Annotated in this window: 14 protein-coding genes and 1 pseudogene; 4 read left to right on the top strand and 11 right to left on the bottom strand. The window is 72.8% G+C overall.

Annotation, left to right across the window (positions count from 1 at the left end; genetic code table 11):
* Nucleotides 1-31: 31 nt before the first annotated feature.
* Complete coding sequence (locus tag CR470_RS41140) at nt 32-2,062, top strand: PIG-L family deacetylase (protein WP_097867704.1); 2,031 nt, start codon at nt 32-34, stop codon at nt 2,060-2,062.
* On the opposite strand, the gene CR470_RS12720 is transcribed toward CR470_RS41140, so the two are convergent.
* From CR470_RS12720 to CR470_RS12695, 6 genes are all read right to left on the bottom strand, one after another.
* Nucleotides 1,968-2,942, bottom strand: coding sequence for an endonuclease/exonuclease/phosphatase family protein (locus CR470_RS12720; protein ID WP_097867703.1), 975 nt, complete (start codon nt 2,940-2,942; stop codon nt 1,968-1,970). The two genes, CR470_RS41140 and CR470_RS12720, sit on opposite strands and share 95 nt — an antisense overlap.
* Before the next feature lie 144 nt (nt 2,943-3,086).
* Nucleotides 3,087-5,216, bottom strand: a complete 2,130-nt coding sequence (locus CR470_RS12715; protein ID WP_097867702.1) for a 3-hydroxyacyl-CoA dehydrogenase NAD-binding domain-containing protein — start codon at nt 5,214-5,216, stop codon at nt 3,087-3,089.
* Entirely contained in the window at nt 5,213-6,439 is a 1,227-nt protein-coding gene (locus CR470_RS12710) for a thiolase family protein (RefSeq protein ID WP_097867701.1), read from the bottom strand. Before CR470_RS12710 ends, CR470_RS12715 begins: the two co-directional genes overlap by 4 nt.
* A gap of 287 nt (nt 6,440-6,726) precedes the next feature.
* Nucleotides 6,727-7,998 (bottom strand): HRDC domain-containing protein, encoded by a 1,272-nt coding sequence (locus CR470_RS12705; RefSeq protein ID WP_097867700.1) that lies wholly within the window; start codon nt 7,996-7,998, stop codon nt 6,727-6,729.
* A 114-nt stretch (nt 7,999-8,112) separates the two neighbouring features.
* Nucleotides 8,113-8,775 (bottom strand): response regulator transcription factor, encoded by a 663-nt coding sequence (locus CR470_RS12700; protein WP_003965521.1) that lies wholly within the window; start codon nt 8,773-8,775, stop codon nt 8,113-8,115.
* A gap of 214 nt (nt 8,776-8,989) precedes the next feature.
* Nucleotides 8,990-9,646 (bottom strand): DUF3000 domain-containing protein, encoded by a 657-nt coding sequence (locus tag CR470_RS12695; protein WP_097867699.1) that lies wholly within the window; start codon nt 9,644-9,646, stop codon nt 8,990-8,992.
* Between the two features lie 92 nt (nt 9,647-9,738).
* Between CR470_RS12695 and hemE the strand changes: the two genes are divergently transcribed.
* Nucleotides 9,739-10,836 carry a uroporphyrinogen decarboxylase gene (gene hemE, locus CR470_RS12690; RefSeq protein ID WP_097867698.1) on the top strand — a complete coding sequence of 366 codons (1,098 nt, stop codon included), beginning with the start codon at nt 9,739-9,741 and terminating at the stop codon, nt 10,834-10,836.
* 55 nt (nt 10,837-10,891) lie between these two features.
* On the opposite strand, the gene CR470_RS12685 is transcribed toward hemE, so the two are convergent.
* Together CR470_RS12685 and CR470_RS12680 are read right to left on the bottom strand one after the other, a co-directional pair.
* On the bottom strand, nt 10,892-12,280 hold the full coding sequence (locus CR470_RS12685) for an FAD-dependent oxidoreductase (protein ID WP_097867697.1): 1,389 nt from the start codon (nt 12,278-12,280) through the stop codon (nt 10,892-10,894).
* Between the two features lie 43 nt (nt 12,281-12,323).
* A complete protein-coding gene (locus CR470_RS12680; protein WP_097867696.1) occupies nt 12,324-13,319 on the bottom strand; it encodes a DUF4349 domain-containing protein in 996 nt (331 codons plus the stop codon).
* A gap of 126 nt (nt 13,320-13,445) precedes the next feature.
* On the opposite strand from CR470_RS12680, the gene hemG reads away from it, so the two are divergent.
* Nucleotides 13,446-14,921, top strand: a complete 1,476-nt coding sequence (hemG, locus tag CR470_RS12675; RefSeq protein ID WP_097867695.1) for a protoporphyrinogen oxidase — start codon at nt 13,446-13,448, stop codon at nt 14,919-14,921.
* 4 nt (nt 14,922-14,925) lie between these two features.
* Entirely contained in the window at nt 14,926-15,654 is a 729-nt protein-coding gene (gene hemQ, locus CR470_RS12670) for a hydrogen peroxide-dependent heme synthase (RefSeq protein ID WP_026290345.1), read from the top strand.
* A 156-nt stretch (nt 15,655-15,810) separates the two neighbouring features.
* On the opposite strand, the gene CR470_RS12665 is transcribed toward hemQ, so the two are convergent.
* The 3 genes and pseudogenes from CR470_RS12665 to CR470_RS12655 all read right to left on the bottom strand — a co-directional run.
* Nucleotides 15,811-17,373: an alpha/beta hydrolase gene (locus tag CR470_RS12665; protein ID WP_097867694.1), complete on the bottom strand. Its 1,563-nt coding sequence runs from the start codon at nt 17,371-17,373 to the stop codon at nt 15,811-15,813.
* A gap of 128 nt (nt 17,374-17,501) precedes the next feature.
* The gene (locus CR470_RS12660) at nt 17,502-18,524 is read right to left on the bottom strand and encodes a TIGR04222 domain-containing membrane protein (protein WP_179892231.1); all 1,023 of its coding nucleotides are present in this window, start codon (nt 18,522-18,524) and stop codon (nt 17,502-17,504) included.
* Nucleotides 18,521-18,869 (bottom strand): annotated as a pseudogene (locus CR470_RS12655) (endonuclease); the annotation flags it as partial. The pseudogene CR470_RS12655 and the gene CR470_RS12660, both read right to left, overlap by 4 nt.

The raw sequence follows: 18,869 nt of genomic DNA, 5'->3' as shown, positions 1-18,869 counted from the left end.
CGGCCAGGCCCCACCGCGAGAGAGACGCAGCATGGACAGCACCTCATCCATCCTCCAGATCGTCGCGCACCCCGACGACGACCTGTACTTCATGAACCCCACCGCCTTCCAGGCGATGAAGGCGGGTGTCAGGACCACCACGGTCTACCTGACCAGCGGGGACGCCCAGGGCGAGAACCCCCGCCCCTGGTCGACCGAACCCGTCGTCGCGGACCGGGAGGCCTACGGCAGGGCCCGGCAGAACGGACTCAGGGCCGCGTACGCCGCGATGGTGCTGGGCGACCGCACCGCCGCCTGGACGAGTGGCACCTGGCAGACCGCGGACGGCGGCCTCGCGGAGGTCTACTCCCTGGCCGCCGCCCCGTGGGTCACGCTGTTCTTCCTCAACATCCGCCAGCACGGCACGCCCGAGGGGCCCTCCCGGAGCCTGCACGTGCTGTGGCGCGGAGAGGCCGAGCGGGTGCCGACGCTGGTGCCCCGCGGCGGGCTGGTGGGCGACGTCTTCTGGTACACGCGCCCGGGTGTCGTGGCGACCCTCGTCAACCTGATGGAGATCGTCCGGCCCACGGTGATCCGCACCATGGACCCCGACCCCGACCGGCTCGTCCACGACGAGAACTTCCCCCAGCGCCACGACTACGGGGATCTCAGCGACCACTGCGACCACACGGCCGCCGCGCTGTTCAGCTGGACCGCGATCAGCCAGTACCGCGGTCCCGCCGAGGGCAGACATTTCGCCGTCGAGGCCTTCCGCGGTTACTACAACGAGCGGTGGCCGCACAACCTCAGCCCCCAGGCCGTCTCGCTGAAGGAGTTCTTCCTCAACATCTACGGTGCCGCCGACGGGTACGACTGCGGCGACCCGGCCGGCAGCGGCGACTACGCGGTCGGTCTCAACTCGCGAGGCCCCGGCTGGGTCCAGAGCACCACCCCGCGCTACCCGGGGACCGGCGACTGGCTGCGCCCCGACGCGCGGGGGCGGCTGACGGCCTTCGCCGTGATCGACCAGCAGGCGGCGGTCTGGGTGCAGGCCCAGCCCGGCGGGGACCAGTGGCGCGGCCCCTTCCTGCTGGGCGGCGCTCCGCTCGCGCCCGGACTCGCCGTGTCGCTGACCCCGGACGGCCGGTGGCAGATCTTCGCCGAACGGCTCTCCTACCTCGCCCACGACGACGCGCACGGACGGGAGATCGTCGCGCTCGAACAGGCCGTCCCCGACGGTCCGTTCGGCGAATGGGGGACCCTCGGCAACCCCTCGGCGGCCGACCCCCGCCGGGACCGTCACCTGGGAGCGCCGGTCGTGACCCGGGACGGCAAGGGACGCCTGCACCTGTTCGTGCGCAATGCCGGGCAGGGCGTCCACTCGCGGGTCCGGGCGGCCGACGGGACCTGGGGCGAGTGGACCGACCTGCGGGGGTTCGACGTGCAGGAGGGGCTGTCCGCGCTCACGGCGCGCGACGGATCCGTCGAGCTGTTCGCCTCCAGCCGCGAGGGGGTCTTCCACTGGAGCCAGGACACCATCGACTCGCTCCCCTCGCGCGCCCCGCGGTTCAAGCTGAGCGTGCCCGCCGGCCCGCCGACCGCCCTCGTGCAGCCCGGAGGAGGAGGACACGCCCGGCGGCCGCTGGGCGAAGCCCGCCGCACCGATCGGCGGCCGGGGCGGCTTCGGCCCGGTGGCGGCCGCCGCGAGCACCTCGCCGGAGACCGGCACGCTCCTGGTGACCCGGAGCGACCTGGGCGGGCTGGCCTACCGCTTCCACCCGGACGACTCGCCGTGGCAGGAGCTTTCGACCGCCGCGCTGGGCGGCACGGTGGTGGGCACCCCGGCGACCTCCTTCGACTCGGCCGGCCGGGCCGTGGTGGCTGCCCTCGGCAACGACGGGCGACTCCACGTGGCGACGCAACTCGCGCCCGGCCGGGGCGGCTTCGGCCCCTGGACGGCGATCGGCTGAGCTGCCCGTACGGGCCCGTCAGGCGCCCGTACGGAGGTCGGCGTAGACCGGGGCGTGATCGGAGTAACCGTTCGGCTCCGGGCCACCGGGTTCGTTGGGCGTGGTGTCCATGAGGCCCTCGCCGACGCCGCAGTCGACGAGCGGATCCGCCACGCCCGGCGGGCTGTCGAAGAAGACGTGGTCGAGCTCGTGGAAGGCGTGGGCCCGCTTCTCCGGGTCCCACGCGTGATAGGTCGCCGCGCCCTCGTCGCCCTCGCCGGTCCCGTCCGCCCCCGGGCACACCGCGTACGACGAGACGAGCGGGCCCAACTGGGGTGCGGCGGCGTTCCGGTTGAAATCGCCGGTGAGGACGGCGGGCCGGTCCTCCCGGCGCACGAAGGCCCGTACCGCCGCGATCTGTTCCCGGACGCGCGGCTCCTCACCGGGCAGGATGTGCGTGGTGCAGGGGGTGTACGCCCAGCCCCTCACCCGTACGCACAGCACCGGCAGGGTCTGCCCGCTCACGCCCTCCGGGTCCGGGGGCAGGGCGTTCTTCGACCGTGCTCGGTCGATCTCGCCGCGGACGGCCACCGCCACGCCCAGGTCGCCCGACAGACCGTCACGGCACCGCGTCTCGCCGTCCGGCCGGGCGCCCTCGGCATGCCGGAAGGACCAGCCCGGCCCCAACGCCGACCGGAGCAGGGCCATATGACTGCCCGGCGCACCCCCGCAGACCTCCTGCAGGGTGATCACGTTCGCGTCGCGATCCCGCGCCAGGGCGGCGATCTTCTCGGCCTTCTTCTCCGGACGGTCCCGCAGGGGGCAGTAGCCGGACTGGCCGCGCTCCCCGCCCGCCTCTCCGCAGATGTTCCAGGTGATGACCCGCAAGGTCTTCGGCGGGCCCTCCGACGGCCTGTTCGAGCCTCCCGCGGACATCACCCACCCCCCCACCGCGACCAGCGCGGTCAGGAGTACGGCGCCCGTCAGGGCAGCGCCGCGAACGGTGACGCGCATGGGACTCCTCGGACGGCGGACACGGAGCCCTCATGGTGTCACAGCAGGTCAGGAGCGTCTCACCGGCCGGTCACGAGCAAGGGGCCGTACGGCGAACAGCTCGCCGTACGGCCCCTGGTGCGTCCTCGTGCGTCCTCGTGCCTCCTAGGCCGGCACGCTCGCCACGCCCCGCTCCAGGAACGGCTTGCCGTTCACCCGCTGGGAGACGCCCTCACGGTCCAGGTACGGCGTGATGCCGCCCAGGTGGAAGGGCCAGCCCGCGCCGGTGATCAGGCACAGGTCGATGTCCTGGGCCTCGGCGACGACGCCCTCGTCCAGCATCAGGCCGATCTCCTGCGCCACGGCGTCGAGCACGCGGTCGCGGGTCTGCTCCTCGGTGAGGACGGTGTCGCCCTGCTTGAGGAGCGCCGCGACCTCGGGGTCGAGGACCGGAGCACCGGAGTCGTACACGTAGAAGCCGCGCTTGCCCGCCTTCACGACCGCCGCGAGGTTCTCGGAGACCGTGAAGCGCTCCGGGAAGGCGCGGTTCAGGGTCTCGGAGACGTGCAGGCCGATGGCCGGGCCGACCAGCTCCAGGAGCACCAGCGGGGACATCGGCAGGCCGAGCGGCTCGACGGCCTTCTCCGCGACCTCGACCGGGGTGCCCTCGTCGATGACGTTCTGGATCTCGCCCATGAAGCGGGTGAGGATGCGGTTGACGACGAACGCCGGGGCGTCCTTCACCAGGACCGCGGTCTTCTTCAGCTTGCGGGCCACGCCGAACGCCGTCGCCAGGGAGGCGTCGTCGGTCTGCTCGCCGCGGACGATCTCCAGCAGCGGGAGGATCGCGACCGGGTTGAAGAAGTGGAAGCCGACGACCCGCTCGGGGTTCTTCAGCTTCGACGCCATCTCGGTCACCGACAGCGAGGAGGTGTTGGTGGCGAGGATCGCGTGCGCCGGGGCGACCGCCTCGACCTCCGCGAACACCTGCTGCTTGACGCCGATCTCCTCGAAGACGGCCTCGATGATGAAGTCCGCGTCCGCGAAGCCCTCGGCCTTGTCGAGGACACCCGAGACCAGGCCCTTGAGGCGGTTGGCCTTGTCCTGGTTGATGCGGCCCTTGCCGAGCAGCTTCTCGATCTCGGCGTGGACGTAGCCCACACCCTTGTCGACGCGCGCCTGGTCGATGTCCGTGAGGACGACCGGGACCTCCAGGCGGCGCAGGAACAGCAGCGCCAGCTGCGAGGCCATCAGGCCCGCGCCCACGACGCCGACCTTGGTGACCGGGCGGGCCAGGTTCTTGTCCGGGGCGCCGGCCGGGCGCTTGGCGCGCTTCTGGACCAGGTTGAAGGCGTAGATGCCGCTGCGCAGCTCGCCGCCCATGATCAGGTCCGCCAGCGCCTGGTCCTCGGCGTCGAAGCCTGCGGACAGGTCGCCGTCCTTGGCCGCAGCGATGATGTCCAGCGCGCGGTACGCGGCCGGGGCCGCGCCGTGCACCTTGGAGTCGGCGATGGCCCGGCCACGCGCGACGGCCTGGTCCCAGGCGTCACCGCGGTCGACCTCGGCACGCTCGACCGTGACCGAGCCCCCCAGCACGTTCGCGGTCCAGATCAGCGACTGCTCCAGGAAGTCCGCGCCCTCGAAGATCGCGTCCGCGATGCCGAGTTCGAAGACCTGCTTGCCCTTGAGCTGACGGTTCTGGTTCAGCGAGTTCTCGATGATCACCGAGACCGCGCGGTCCGCGCCGATCAGGTTCGGGAGCAGCGCGCAGCCGCCCCAGCCGGGGACCAGACCGAGGAAGACCTCGGGCAGCGAGAACGCCGGGAGCGCCTTCGAGACGGTGCGGTAGGTGCAGTGCAGACCGACCTCGACACCGCCGCCCATGGCCGCGCCGTTGTAGTACGCGAAGGTGGGGACCGCGAGGCCGGAGAGACGGCGGAAGACGTCGTGGCCGCCCTTGCCGATGGCCAGCGCGTCCTCGTGACGGCCGAGCAGCTCGACGCCCTTGAGGTCCGCGCCGACCGCGAAGATGAACGGCTTGCCGGTGAGGCCGATGCCGGTGATGGTGCCCTCGGCGGCCTCCTTCTCGACCTGGTCGATCGCGGCGTTCAGGTTCGCCAGCGACTGCGGTCCGAAGGTGGTCGGCTTGGTGTGGTCCAGGCCGTTGTCCAGCGTGATGAGCGCGAACCGTCCGGCGCCGGCCGGAAGGTCGAGGTGACGTACGTGCGCCTGGGTGACGACCTCGCCGGGGAACAGCTCGGCCGCACCCTTCAGAAGCTCAGTGGTGGAGCTCACTTGTTGCCTCCGTCAGCGTTGAAGTGCGGGTTCTCCCAGACGACCGTGGCGCCCATGCCGAAGCCGACGCACATGGTCGTCAGGCCGTAGCGGACCTCGGGCTGCTCCTCGAACTGCCGGGCCAGCTGCGTCATGAGCCGGACACCGGAGGAGGCCAGCGGGTGGCCGTAGGCGATCGCGCCGCCGTACTGGTTGACGCGGGCGTCGTCGTCGGCGATGCCGTAGTGCTCCAGGAAGGCGAGCACCTGCACGGCGAAGGCCTCGTTGATCTCGAAGAGACCGATGTCGTCGATGGTCAGACCGGCCTGGGCCAGCGCCTTCTCGGTCGCCGGGATCGGACCGTAGCCCATGACCTCCGGCTCGACGCCCGCGAAGGCGTAGGAGACCAGGCGCATCTTGACCGGGAGGCCCAGCTCGCGGGCGACGTCCTCGGCGGCGAGCAGCGAGGCGGTGGCGCCGTCGTTGAGACCCGCGGCGTTACCGGCCGTCACGCGGCCGTGGGCGCGGAAGGGGGTCTTGAGGCCCGCGAGGGACTCCATGGTGGTGCTGGGACGCATCGGCTCGTCGGCGGTGACCAGGCCCCAGCCCGTCTCACCGGCTTCGGCGTTGGTGCGGCGCACCGAGACCGGCACCAGGTCCTGCTGGATCGTGCCGTTGGCGTACGCCTTGGCGGCCTTCTCCTGCGAACGCACCGCGTAGGCGTCGGCGCGCTCCTTGGTGATCGTGGGGTAGCGGTCGTGCAGGTTCTCCGCCGTCATGCCCATGAACAGGGCGGACTCGTCGACCAGCTTCTCCGACACGAAGCGCGGGTTCGGGTCGACGCCCTCGCCCATCGGGTGGCGGCCCATGTGCTCGACGCCACCGGCCACGACGACGTCGTACGCGCCGAACGCGATGGACCCGGCCGTCGAGGTGACGGCGGTCAGCGCGCCCGCGCACATGCGGTCGATCGAGTAGCCCGGGACGGACTGCGGCAGACCGGCCAGGATTCCGGCGGTACGGCCCAGCGTGAGGCCCTGGTCCCCGATCTGCGTGGTCGCGGCGATGGCGACCTCGTCGATCTTCTTGGGGTCCAGGTCCGGGTTGCGGCGCAGCAGCTCCCGGATGGCCTTCACGACGAGGTCGTCGGCGCGGGTCTCGTGGTAGATGCCCTTCGGGCCCGCTTTGCCGAACGGGGTGCGGACGCCGTCGACGAAGACGACGTCCCGGATGGTACGAGGCACGGTGGCTCTCCTCCAGGGTGCGGGATGGCACTGCTGCGGGGCACGCCACGGGGGCGCACCGCCAGCCCTCATGCTACTTGCGGGTAACCATACTGCCCACCCCTCGCGGCCGGAGCGTCGAAGGTCACACCGTCCCGGCTCCCCGTGGCGGCCGTCGAAGCCGCCGGACGCCGGAGGGAAGGGTCCTGAACCTGGCGTGATTTCGACCATCGGTTCGGACCGTGGACAGGGCCCGGAACGCGGAAAACCCCCGGTCGGTGACCGAGGGTGTCCGCTGGGTAACGGAATCAGGAGGCGTCCAGCGCCCGTACCAGGAGCGGAGCGACCTGCTGGATCTGCCAGTTCCGCGCCCCGTACCCGGCGAGGGCGTCCTCGACGGCGCCCGGGGTCGGGGTCTTCGGCGGCTCCCAGCAGATCCGGCGCACGGTGTCCGGGGTGATCAGGTTCTCCTGGGGCATGTGGAGGCGCTCGGCCAGCTCGGAGACGCCCGTACGGGCGGCCGAGAGCCGGGCGGCGGCGGCCGGGTCCTTGTCGGCCCAGGAACGCGGGGGAGGCGGTCCGGCCGGCTGCTGACCGGGCTGCGGCAGCTCCGACTCGGGCAGCGCCCTGGCCCGCTCCACGGCCGCCTGCCACTGCTCCAGCTGACGGCGTCCCATGCGGTGGCCGAATCCCGGCAGCGCGGTCAGGGCCTGCACATCGACCGGCAGCGCGAGCGCGGCCTCGACGATCGCGGCGTCGCCGAGCACCTTGCCCGGGGAGACGTCGCGACGCTGGGCGACCTGGTCACGGGTGGTCCACAGCTCCCGGACGACGGCCATCTGACGGCGGCGGCGCACCTTGTGCATGCCCGACGTGCGGCGCCAGGGGTCCTTGCGGGGCGGTGCGGGCGGCGCGGAGGCGATGGCGTCGAACTCCTCCCGGGCCCACTCCAGCTTGCCCTGGTGCTCCAGCTCCTCCTCCAGCGCGTCGCGCAGGTCGATCAGGAGCTCCACGTCGAGCGCGGCGTAGCGCAGCCAGGGCTCGGGCAGCGGGCGGGTGGACCAGTCGACGGCGGAGTGGCCCTTCTCCAGGGCGTATCCGAGCACGTTCTCCACCATCGCGCCGAGGCCGACGCGCGGGAATCCCGCGAGCCGTCCGGCCAGCTCGGTGTCGAACAGGGAGGTGGGGGTCATGCCTATGTCCCGCAGGCACGGCAGGTCCTGGGTCGCCGCGTGCAGGATCCACTCCGTGCCGGACAACGCGGAGCCGAGGCCGGAGAGGTCGGGGCAGCCGACCGGGTCGACCAAGGCGCTGCCCGCGCCCTCGCGGCGCAGCTGTACGAGGTAGGCGCGCTGGCCGTAGCGGTACCCCGAGGCGCGCTCGGCGTCGACGGCCACCGGGCCGGTGCCCGCGGCGAAGGCCGCGATCACTTTGGCGAGGGCGTCGTCGGACGTCACCACCGGGGGAACGCCCTCGCGCGGTTCGAGCAAGGGGATCGGCGCCGGGGCGACGTCGTCCGGGGGAGCGCCCCCGGTGGTTCGCAGTGAAGTGTCTGCTGCGGTCTCTTGGGCGTCGGTCACGTGTCAAGGGTATCTGTGTATGCGCGGAGCCCGTCGACGGAACGTTCCGTCGACGGGCTGCCATGCGCGTATTCCAGCCGGAGACGCATCGGTGCACGTCCCGGCGGGGTGCGGTCAGTGGATGATGCCCGTCCGCAGGGCGACCGCGACCATTCCGGCGCGGTCTCCGGTGCCGAGCTTGCGGGCGATGCGGGCGAGGTGGGACTTGACGGTCAGGGCGGAGAGGCCCATCGAGACGCCGATGGCCTTGTTGGACTGGCCCTCGGCGACCAGGCGGAGCACCTCCACCTCACGTCCGGACAGTTCGCGGTAGCCGCCCGGGTGGCTCGGGGAACCGGGAGGCCTGCGGTGCATACGGGCGGCGTTGGCGCCGATGGGGGCGACGCCGGGGCGGGTGGGGTGACCGATGTTGGTTCGGGTGCCGGTGACGACGTAGCCCTTCACGCCGCCCGCGAGGGCGTTGCGAACGGCGCCGATGTCGTCGGCGGCGGAGAGGGCGAGACCGTTGGGCCAGCCGGCGGCGCGGGTCTCGGACAGCAGGGTCAGCCCGGAACCGTCGGGCAGGTGGACGTCGGCAATGCAGATGTCGCGCGGGTTGCCGACGCGGGGGCGTGCCTCCGCGATGGACGACGCTTCGATGACGTCACGTACTCCGAGGGCCCACAGATGGCGGGTGACGGTGGAACGGACGCGCGGGTCGGCCACGACGACCATGGCCGTCGGCTTGTTCGGGCGGTAGGCGACCAGGCTTGCGGGCTGCTCGAGGAGAACGGACACCAGGCCTCCTGGGGGAGTGGCGGGACGGGCCGGCTCGGGGGTGCAGCCGGGGGGCGAACCGTGCTTGAAGGGTCATTGACCTCTTCGGCAGCGGACCCGTCCTCCTTTAGGGGAAGATCGCGATTTGGTGAGTAACAATTCGGGCAAATAGGACGCGCGATCGATTGTACGAAAAGAGAGCCGGTGCTTGTGCGAAACGGGTGACGGAGTGTTACTAAACCTGCGGGCCGCGCCGCTGCGGCAACGTCACCACCGCCGCGTCCGCCGGATCCGACGGCGGCAGTCCCGCGATCTGGCACAGCAGATCGCCCCAGGCCATCAGGTGCGACGCCGTGTCCGGCACCCCGCCGCGCGACTCCCTCGGCGTCCACGAGGCCCGGATCTCGATCTGCGTCGCCGGACGGCGCGTGGACAGCGCACCGAAGTAGTGCGATCCGGCGCGTGTCACCGTCCCCCCGGCCTCTCCGTACGACAGGCCCCGCGCGTCCAGCGCACCCGTCAGCCAGGACCAGCACACCTCCGGGAGCAGCGGGTCCGCCGCCATCTCCGGCTCCAGCTCCGCCCGTACCAGCGTCACCAGCCGGAACGCGCCCTGCCAGGCGTCGTGTCCCGCCGGATCGTGCAGCAGGACCAGCCTGCCGTCCGCGAGATCGTCCTCGCCGTCCACCACCGCCGCCTCCAGCGCGTACGCGTGCGGAGCGAGGCGCTGCGGCGGCCTGGTCACCTCCACCTCCAGCTCCGGGCGCAGGCGCGCGGAGCGCAGCGCGTCGACCGCCGCCAGGAACGCGGGCGGCACCGAAGGACCCTCCGCGCGGTCCTTGCTTTCAACGCCATCGGAATGATCGGAAAATTGTCCCTGAGCCGGAGCCATGCGGGGAAGAGTAGGCGGAAGCCGGGCCTCGCGCAGGGAGAGACACCCGTGCGGGGCCGGGCTCCTTCGGTGCGCGTGCGAAGATTCTGTGCGTGAGTGCCAACGACAGCCCTTCGGGCCAGCAGACGACGACCTCCGCCAGCCTCGACGCGGTCCGCCACGCCACCCACGACTCGGCGTTCCTCAGGGCCTGCCGCCGCGAACCCGTCCCGCACACGCCGGTCTGGTTCATGCGCCAGGCGGGGCGCTCGCTGCCCGAGTACCTGAAGGTCCGCGAGGGCATCGCGATGCTCGACTCCTGCATGATGCCGGAGCTGGTCGCCGAGATCACCCTGCAGCCCGTACGCCGCCACAAGGTCGACGCCGCGATCTACTTCAGCGACATCGTCGTGCCCCTGAAGGCCATCGGCATCGACCTCGACATCAAGCCCGGCGTCGGCCCCGTCATCGCCGAGCCGATCCGCACCCGCGCCGACCTGGCCCGGCTGCGCGACCTCACCCCCGAGGACGTCCCGTACGTCACCGAGGCCATCGGGATGCTCACCGCCGAGCTGGGCGCCACGCCGCTCATCGGCTTCGCCGGGGCCCCCTTCACCCTGGCCAGCTACCTCGTCGAGGGCGGCCCCTCGCGCAACCACGAGCGCACCAAGGCCATGATGTACGGCGACCCGCAGCTCTGGGCCGACCTCGTCGACCGGCTCGCCGAGATCACCGGCGCCTTCCTCAAGGTGCAGATCGAGGCCGGCGCGTCCGCCGTCCAGCTCTTCGACTCCTGGGTCGGCGCGCTGGCCCCCGCCGACTACCGCCGCGCGGTGCTGCCCGCCTCCGCGAAGGTCTTCGACGCCGTCGCCCCCTACGGCGTCCCCCGCATCCACTTCGGCGTCGGCACCGGCGAACTCCTCGGCCTGATGGGTGAGGCCGGCGCGGACGTCGTCGGCGTCGACTGGCGGGTCCCGCTGGACGAGGCCGCCCGTCGCGTCGGCCCCGGCAAGGCCCTCCAGGGCAACCTCGACCCGGCGGTGCTGTTCGCGCCGACCCCGGCCGTCGAGGAGAAGACCCGCGAGGTGCTGGACGCCGCCGCCGGACTGGAGGGCCACATCTTCAACCTGGGCCACGGCGTCATGCCGACCATGGACCCGGACGCGCTCACCCGGCTCGTGGAGTACGTGCACACGCGGACCGCGCGCTGAGACCGGAAGGACGCCCGGGGCCGGCCCGTGAAGCCGGCCGGCCCCGGGGCCCCCGTCAGCCGCTCGCGCCCCGCACCGCCGTCACCGTCTTGCGGGCGGCCACCAGCACCGGGTCCCAGACCGGCGAGAACGGCGGGGCGTAGCCCAGGTCGAGCGCCGTCATCTGCTCCACCGTCATCCCGGCCGTCAGCGCCACCGCCGCCACGTCCACCCGCTTCGCCGACCCCTCACGGCCGACGATCTGCACCCCGAGCAGCCGGCCCGTACGGTGCTCCGCGATCATCTTCACCGTCATCGCCTGCGCCCCCGGGTAGTAGCCCGCCCGCTGCGTCGACTCGATGGTCGCCGTGACGTAGCGCAGCCCGACCGCACGGGCGTCCTTCTCCCGCAGCCCGGTCCGGGCGATCTCCAGGTCGCAGACCTTGCTCACCGCCGTACCGACCACGCCCGGGAACGTGCCGTAGCCGCCCCCGACGTTGGAACCGATCACCTGGCCGTGCTTGTTGGCGTGCGTGCCCAGCGCGATGTGCCGGGTGCGGCCCGCCACCAGGTCCAGGACCTCCACGCAGTCGCCGCCCGCCCAAATGTTCTCGTGCCCCACCACCCGCATCGCCAGATCGGTCAGCAGCCCGCCGTGCGGGCCCACCGGCAGCCCCGCCCCGCGCGCCAGCGCCGTCTCCGGCTCCACGCCGATGCCGAGGACCACCACGTCCGCCGGATACGTCCCCGCGTCCGTCGCCACCCCGTTCACCCGGCCGTCGGGACCGGTGCGGATCTTCGTCACGGCCGCCCCGTTGACCGTGGTGATGCCCAGCCCGTCCATCGCCTCGTGGACGAGCCGCCCCATGTCCGGGTCGAGCGTCGCCATCGGCTGCTCGCCCCGGTTGAGGACGGTCACCTCGAAGCCCCGCTTGAGCATCGCCTCGGCCATCTCGACGCCGATGTAGCCCGCGCCCACCACGACCGCCCGCCGCCCCCCGTCGGAACCCAGGGCGTCCAGCGAGTCCAGCAGCGCCTGCCCGTCGTCCAGGGTCTGCACCCCGTGCACCCCCGGCGCGTCCATACCGGGCAGCGCCGGGCGTACCGGGCGGGCCCCGGTGGCGATCACGAGTTTGTCGTAGCCCGTCCAGTACGTCTCCCCGCTCTCCCGGTCCAGCGCCTTCACCCGCCGCCCGGGCACGTCGAGTTCCGTCACCTCGGTCCGCATCCGCAGATCGATGTCCCGCTCCCGGTGCTCCTCGGCGGTGCGGGCGATCAGGTCGTCGCGCGCCTCGACGTCACCGCTCACCCAGTACGGGATCCCGCACGCGGAGTACGAGGTGAAGTGGCCGCGCTCGAAGGCCACGATCTCCAGCGCGTCCGACCCCTTCAGCCTGCGGGCCTGTGACGCGGCGGACATGCCCGCCGCGTCACCACCGATGACCACCAGTCGCTCCGCTGCCATGCCGGGTCCCTTTCGCCGATTCAGGAGCCCCACGCTACGGCGGTCAGGGGGCCGGGGCGCCCTCCGCCTCCGCCGGGGTCACCGCCGGGACCTCGCGGGCCGCCCGCCGGGCACGCAGCACCCGCCACACGAGCAGTGCCAGGGCCCCGGTGACCAGGAACGGGAACGCGGCCCCGAACGCCACCGCGATCCACCGCAGCATCGTCACGAACGCGTCCCAGCCGCCGCCCAACGCGTCCAGGAACCCGGTCTCCTCCTCCCGTCCGTCGTCGTCCGGGGCGTCCGGCGGCGTCAGGTCCAGGGTGATCGTCGCCAGCGAGGTGCGGTCCTTCAGGCTCGACTGCTGGGCGAGCAGCGACTCCAGATCGGACTGACGGCTGCTCAGCTCGCCTTCCAGAGCCACCACATCGCTGATCCTCTCGGCCCGGTCCATCAACTCCCGCACCCGCGCCACGCTCGCGCGCTGCGTGGCGATCCGGCTGTCCACGTCGACCACCTGGTCGGTGACGTCCTTAGCGTTCGAGGTGCGCGACAGCAGCTTCCCGGAACCGGCCAGCTCCCGCAGTACCTCCTGGAACCGGTCCTGCGGCACCCGCACCACCAGGTGCGAGGTCTCGTAGGTGTCGTCGAGCCGCTCGGTCCTCTCCGTCGCCACCAGCCCGCCCGCGCCCTCCGCCGCGGCGCGCGCGGCGGCGACGGCCTTCGGGACGCTCCTCACCTCGACGGACAGCGCGGCCGTGCGGATGACATGCGTCGCCGCCGCCCCCGGCTTCGGCGCCGCCTTCGACCCGGACGGCTTCCCGTCCGCCTGCTTCCCGTCCGACGACGCGGCTCCGTCCGCGTCCGCGGCTCCCGCCCCGGCCCGTTCGTCGGCGCGCCCCTCGGGGGCGTTCTGGCCGTCCGCCGCCTTCGCGCCGCTGTCCGACGCGTCGCCCGTCGCCCCGCAGCCGCCGACGGCGAGCAGGAGGCCGAGCACCCCGGCCACGAGCACCGCCCGCCCGCGGGCGAGGGATCGATCGGTTCTGCTGTTCCATTCCATAACTGGTCCCCCCAGGACGGTCGTTGATGGCGACGATTCGACGCGGCCGCTCCGGGAGCGGTTGCCGGATGGCGGTTTCGAAGTGGTCACGGTCAGGACGCGGCACGGGTTTGAGAGAGTGGACCCATGCAGCGTTCTCAACAGCGTGCGGAAACGCCCCCGGGCCACGTCGTCGTCATCGGCGGTGGCATCGCCGGTCTGGCGGCCGCCCATCACCTGGTCGCCACCGGACTGCGGGTCACCCTCCTGGAGGCGACGGACCGGCTCGGCGGAAAGCTCATGACCGGCGAGGTCGCGGGCGTCCAGGTCGACCTGGGGGCCGAGTCGATGCTCGCCCGGCGCCCCGAGGCGGTCACCCTGGCCCGCGAGGTGGGCCTCGCCGACCGACTCCAGCCACCCGCCACCGCCACCGCCTCGCTGTGGACGCGCGACGCGCTGCGTCCCATGCCCAAGGGGCACGTCATGGGCGTCCCCGGTGATCCGGCCGTGCTCGGTGCGGTGCTGTCCCCCGAGGGACTGGCGAGGATCGCCGAGGAGCGTGACCTCACCCCGACCGCCGTCGGCGACGACGTGGCGGTCGGCGCGTACGTCGCCGACCGGCTGGGCCGCGAGGTCGTGGACCGGCTGGTGGAACCCCTCCTCGGCGGGGTCTACGCCGGTGACGCCTACCGGATCTCGATGCGCGCCGCCGTCCCCCGGCTCTTCGAGGCGGTGCAGGAGGGCGGGCCGCTGCTGGAGGGCGTACGCCGCATCCAGGAGCGGGCCGCCGCCCGGCAGCGGACCGGGCCCGTCTTCCAGGGCATCGAGGGCGGCATCGGCACCCTCCCGACCGCCGTCGCCGACGCCGTCCGGGCCGGCGGGGGTGAGATCCTCGACCGGACCCCCGTCCTCGGCCTGACCCGTACGGGATCGGGCTGGGCCGTCCGCACCGACACCCGGACGATCGCCGCCGACGGCATCGTCCTGGCCACCCCCGCCTGGTCCGCCGGCACGCTGCTGGCCGCCGAGTCCCCGGCCGCGTCCGCCGAGCTGTCCGGCGTCGAGTACGCCTCGATGGCCCTGGTCACCCTGGCCTTCCGGCGGGCCGACATCGAACGGTACGAGGCCCTGCGCGGCCGTTCCGGCTTTCTCGTACCGCCGGTCGACGGCCACACGATCAAGGCGTCCACGTTCTCCAGCAACAAATGGCAGTGGGTCGCGGACAGCGCCCCCGACCTGTTCGTGCTCCGTACCTCCGTCGGCCGGTACGGCGAGGAGGACCATCTGCACCGCGAGGACGCGGAACTCGTCGCCGTCTCCCTGCGCGACCTCGCCGCGGCCACCGGGCTCACCGCCCGGCCCGTGGACTCCGAGGTGACCCGCTGGATCGGCGGCCTGCCGCAGTACCCGGTCGGCCACCTCGCCCGGGTCGCCCGGATCCGCGACGAGGTCGCCAAGCTCCCCGCCCTGCGGGTCTGCGGCGCGGTCTACGACGGGGTCGGCATCCCCGCCTGCATCGCGAGCGCGCGCCGGGCGGCCGACGAGATCGCGAGGGAGATCACGGGAGAGATCATCGCCACGTCGACCCTGGTTCGGGGCACGGGGAGCGAGGCGGGACAATAGCCGTATGAGTGCTCCTGAGACTGTGACATCAAGCAAGAGTCCGAACGCCGGCAAGAAGGCCAAGGACCTCAACGAGGTCATCCGCTACACCCTGTGGTCGGTCTTCAAACTGCGCGACGTGCTCCCGCTGGACCGCGCGGGATACGCCGACGAGGTCCAGGAGCTGTTCGACCAGCTCGCGGCCAAGGACATCACCGTCCGCGGCACCTACGACGTGTCCGGACTGCGGGCCGACGCCGACCTCATGATCTGGTGGCACGCCGAGACCTCGGACGAGCTCCAGGAGGCGTACAACCTCTTCAGGCGCACCAAGCTCGGCCGAGCCCTCGACCCGGTCTGGTCGAACATGGCGCTGCACCGTCCGGCCGAGTTCAACAAGTCCCACGTCCCGGCGTTCCTCGCCGACGAGACGCCGCGCGACTACATCAGCGTCTACCCCTTCGTCCGGTCCTACGACTGGTACCTGCTGCCCGACGAGGACCGCCGCCGCATGCTCGCGGACCACGGCAAGATGGCCCGGGGCTACCCGGACGTCCGCGCCAACACCGTCGCCTCGTTCTCGCTGGGCGACTACGAGTGGGTCCTGGCCTTCGAGGCGGACGAGCTGTACCGCATCGTCGACCTGATGCGTCACCTGCGCGCCTCCGAGGCACGTCTCCACGTGCGCGAGGAGGTCCCGTTCTACACGGGCCGCAGGAAGAGCGTCGCAGACCTGGTGGCCGGGCTCGCATAACCAGCGAGTCCCGCACCACCCCAACCCGGAAGATCAGAACGACGGGCACCGGGCACCGATCGTGCCGTCCGCCGTTCCAGCGACACCGGGTTCGGCTTCGGGGGCCGTCGCACCGTGATGGTGCGGCGGCCCCCGCTCCGTACCTCCCGCCAAGGATCAGTCCAGCGACACCGGGTTCGGCTCCGGGTGCGCGGCGCAGTCCGCACCCCGCCCCGGTACCTCACCGGTCAGCAGATACCGGCGCAGATGGTCGTCGACGCAGGTGTTCCCGGCCCCGCCGATGCCGTGCGTCCCGGCGTCCCGCTCGGTCACCAGCGACGACCCGGGCAGCCGCTTCCGCAGCTCCAGCGCCCCCTTGTACGGGGTCGCCGCGTCCCGCTCCGCCGCCAGGATCAGCACCGGCGGCAGCTCGCCCCACCGCGTCCCGACCTCCAGCGGCCGCTGCCGGGGCGCGGGCCAGAAGGCGCACGGCAGGTTCGTGAAGGCGTTGTCCCAGGTCTCGAACGGCGCGACGCGCGCCAGGTCGGAGTGGTCGCGGTCCCACACCTCGAAGTCCTCGGGCCAGGGCGCGTCGTTGCACTCGACGGCCGTGTACACCGCCTGCGCGTTCTCGTTGTCCTTCGCCGCCACCGCACGCGGGGAGGCCTGCGCGACCAGCGGCTCCGGGTTGCCCCGGACGTACTCGGAGAGCGCCGTCGCCCGCATCGCCCAGTAGTCGTCGTAGTAACCGGCCCCCAGGAACGCCGAGTGCAGCTGCCCCGGCCCCACCGTGCCGCCCGCGGGCTCCACCGCCAGCTCGGCGCGCACCTCGTCGTAGTGGCGCTGCACCGACTCGGGTGTGTCCCCCAGGTGATAGACGTCGTCGTGCTTGGCCACCCAGCGGCGGAAGTCCTCCCACCGCGCCTCGAAGGCCAGCGACTGGCCCATGTTCGAGCGGTACCAGATCTGCTCCGGGTCCGGGTCGACCACCGAGTCGAAGACCATGCGCCGTACGTGGGAGGGGAACAGCGTCGCGTACAGCGCGCCGAAGTACGTCCCGTAGGACGCCCCCATGAACGTCAGCCGCTTCTCGCCGAGCGCGGCCCGCAGGACGTCCAGGTCACGGGCGTTGTTCAGCGACGTGTAGTGCCGCAGCGTCGCACCCGCGTGCTGTGCGCAGCCCTCCGCGTACGCCTTCGCACGGGCGACCCGCCGCTCCTTGTACTCCCGCGTCGGGTGGGTCGGCGCGTCGGTCGGGCCCTTCGTGTACGCCGCCGGGTCCTGGCAGGTCAGCGGGGCGGAGGAGCCGTTCACTCCGCGCGGGGCGTAGCCGACCAGGTCGTACGCCTCGGCGATCTCCTTCCACTCCGGCAGCTCGCCGGCCATCGGGAAGGTGATGCTGGACGCGCCGGGGCCGCCCGGGTTGTAGACGAAGGCACCCTGCCGCCCGTCGGCCGGGCCGGTGGCCCCGGTGCGACTGACGGTCAGTTCGAGCTGTTTCCCGTCCGGTTCGGCGTAATCGAGGGGCACCTTCACCGTGCCGCACTTCAGGGAGTCCGGCAGCATCTCCTTCTCCGGGCAGGAGACGAAATCGATCCCGGCGGCCGTGGCCCGGGCGGCGGCGATCGCCGTGCCCCGGGACTCGGCGGAGCCCCGGCCCTCCCATGCGCCCGCGGGGGCGGCGGCCAGGGCGGACAGGACCAGGGAGCCGATCGACGTGTACAGCGCAGCAGTTCTCACGCGCGGTGCCTCTCTGCGGATGCGGAGAGGGATGGTCGGGCGGGCGGGACGTGATGTCCAGCACCGCCCGGGCATGTCCGGAACCATGACCCCGATGGGTGGTCAGATGCCGGGGCCCCGGGCCCGGTTCAGGAGCCGCCGCCCCCGCCGCAGCTCGACCCGCCCGAGCCGCCGCCGCAACTGGAGCCTCCCGAGCTGGAACCGCCCCCGCAGCTCGATCCGCCACCGCCCCCGCAGCCGGATCCCGAGGAACAGCCGGAGCCGCCCCCGCTGGACCCGCCGCAACCGGAGCCGCCGGGTGTGGAGGCGGCGCACCAGACGGTCGTCAGCACGGCGGCGTCCGCGGCCCCGCTCCCGGCCGCCCCCGCCGGGGCGCGCCGGTGGCGTGGTGCGGACATCCGTGCGGCCGCGGCCAGTTGCGCCTGGAGCCCGGGGTCCGCCAGGCCGCGCGGCCCCACGGTGGCCATGACATGGGCCGGGGTCATCACGGAGGCGTACGCGGTCCGGAAGGCGCCGGCGGCGTGGCGGCCGGCCCGGGTGATCCGGGAGCGGACCGAGGCGGCGACCACCAGCCCGCACAAGCCGCCGATCAGGACCGCGGGCAGCATCTTCACGATGAACGGCACAGGGAAGTCCGTGGAACCGTCGTGCACGGCGTACTGGACGAACGTGAGGAGCAGGCTCAGGGGCAGGGCGCCCAGGCACACCGAGCTCTGGACCAGCGCCCACCGCCGCACCGGGCGGGTCCGGTGGGGCGGCACGAGCAGTCCGCGTGCCGCGAGCCCGTCGCCGATCTCCTGGACCGCCGGGTGCCGCATCACCGCTTCCCGCACCACGTGCAGGGCGCCACTGGGCGCCGCGGACAGCTCCTGGAGCACCGCGTGCTCCACCGGGTCGTGGGGTTCGGCCCACCGCACGGAGACGATGCCGGGACCGCCGATGAGGATCCGGCCGTTCGACTGGAGGGAGGTCAGCGCGGTGTCCGCCACCCTGGCCGGGCCGCCGTTGAGGAACGCCGCCTCGTACAGGTGGTGGAGCGTGAGGCCGACGTGGGCCGGCGGGCGGTGGGCCCGGACGGCCACCGCCTTGACGACGAGCAGGACCGAGGAGACGACGACCGCGAGGGTCGCCGCCAGAGCGAGCACGTTCACGGCGTTCCCTTCCCCACGAGGACGGCACGGGCCGCCCGGACCAGCCGGGTGGCACGACGAGGGGGCCGGGCTCCCGACCGGTCCTGCCACCAGTACGTCAGCCGGCGCCGCGCCACCGGATCGGCGGGACCGCCCGCGATGAGCACATGCTCCGCGAAGTCCAGGGCGTCGCGCCGGTACCCGCCGGACATCGGGCGGCTGCCCGCGTACGCGAGGAACGCGGCGCGATAGCCCTCTCCGAGGATCTCCGGCAGCTCCGGCGCGACCTTGGCCACGACGTCGGCGCGCTTGGCGGCCAGCGCCCGGCTCTGCACCCGCAGCCGCCGGCGGTCGAAGCCCTCGGGC

This window comes from Streptomyces sp. rh34 (assembly GCF_002551245.1).
Classification (GTDB): domain Bacteria; phylum Actinomycetota; class Actinomycetes; order Streptomycetales; family Streptomycetaceae; genus Streptomyces.
The sequence above is the reverse complement of the archived record's forward strand: the minus strand, read 5'-3'. Positions and strand labels throughout refer to the sequence as shown.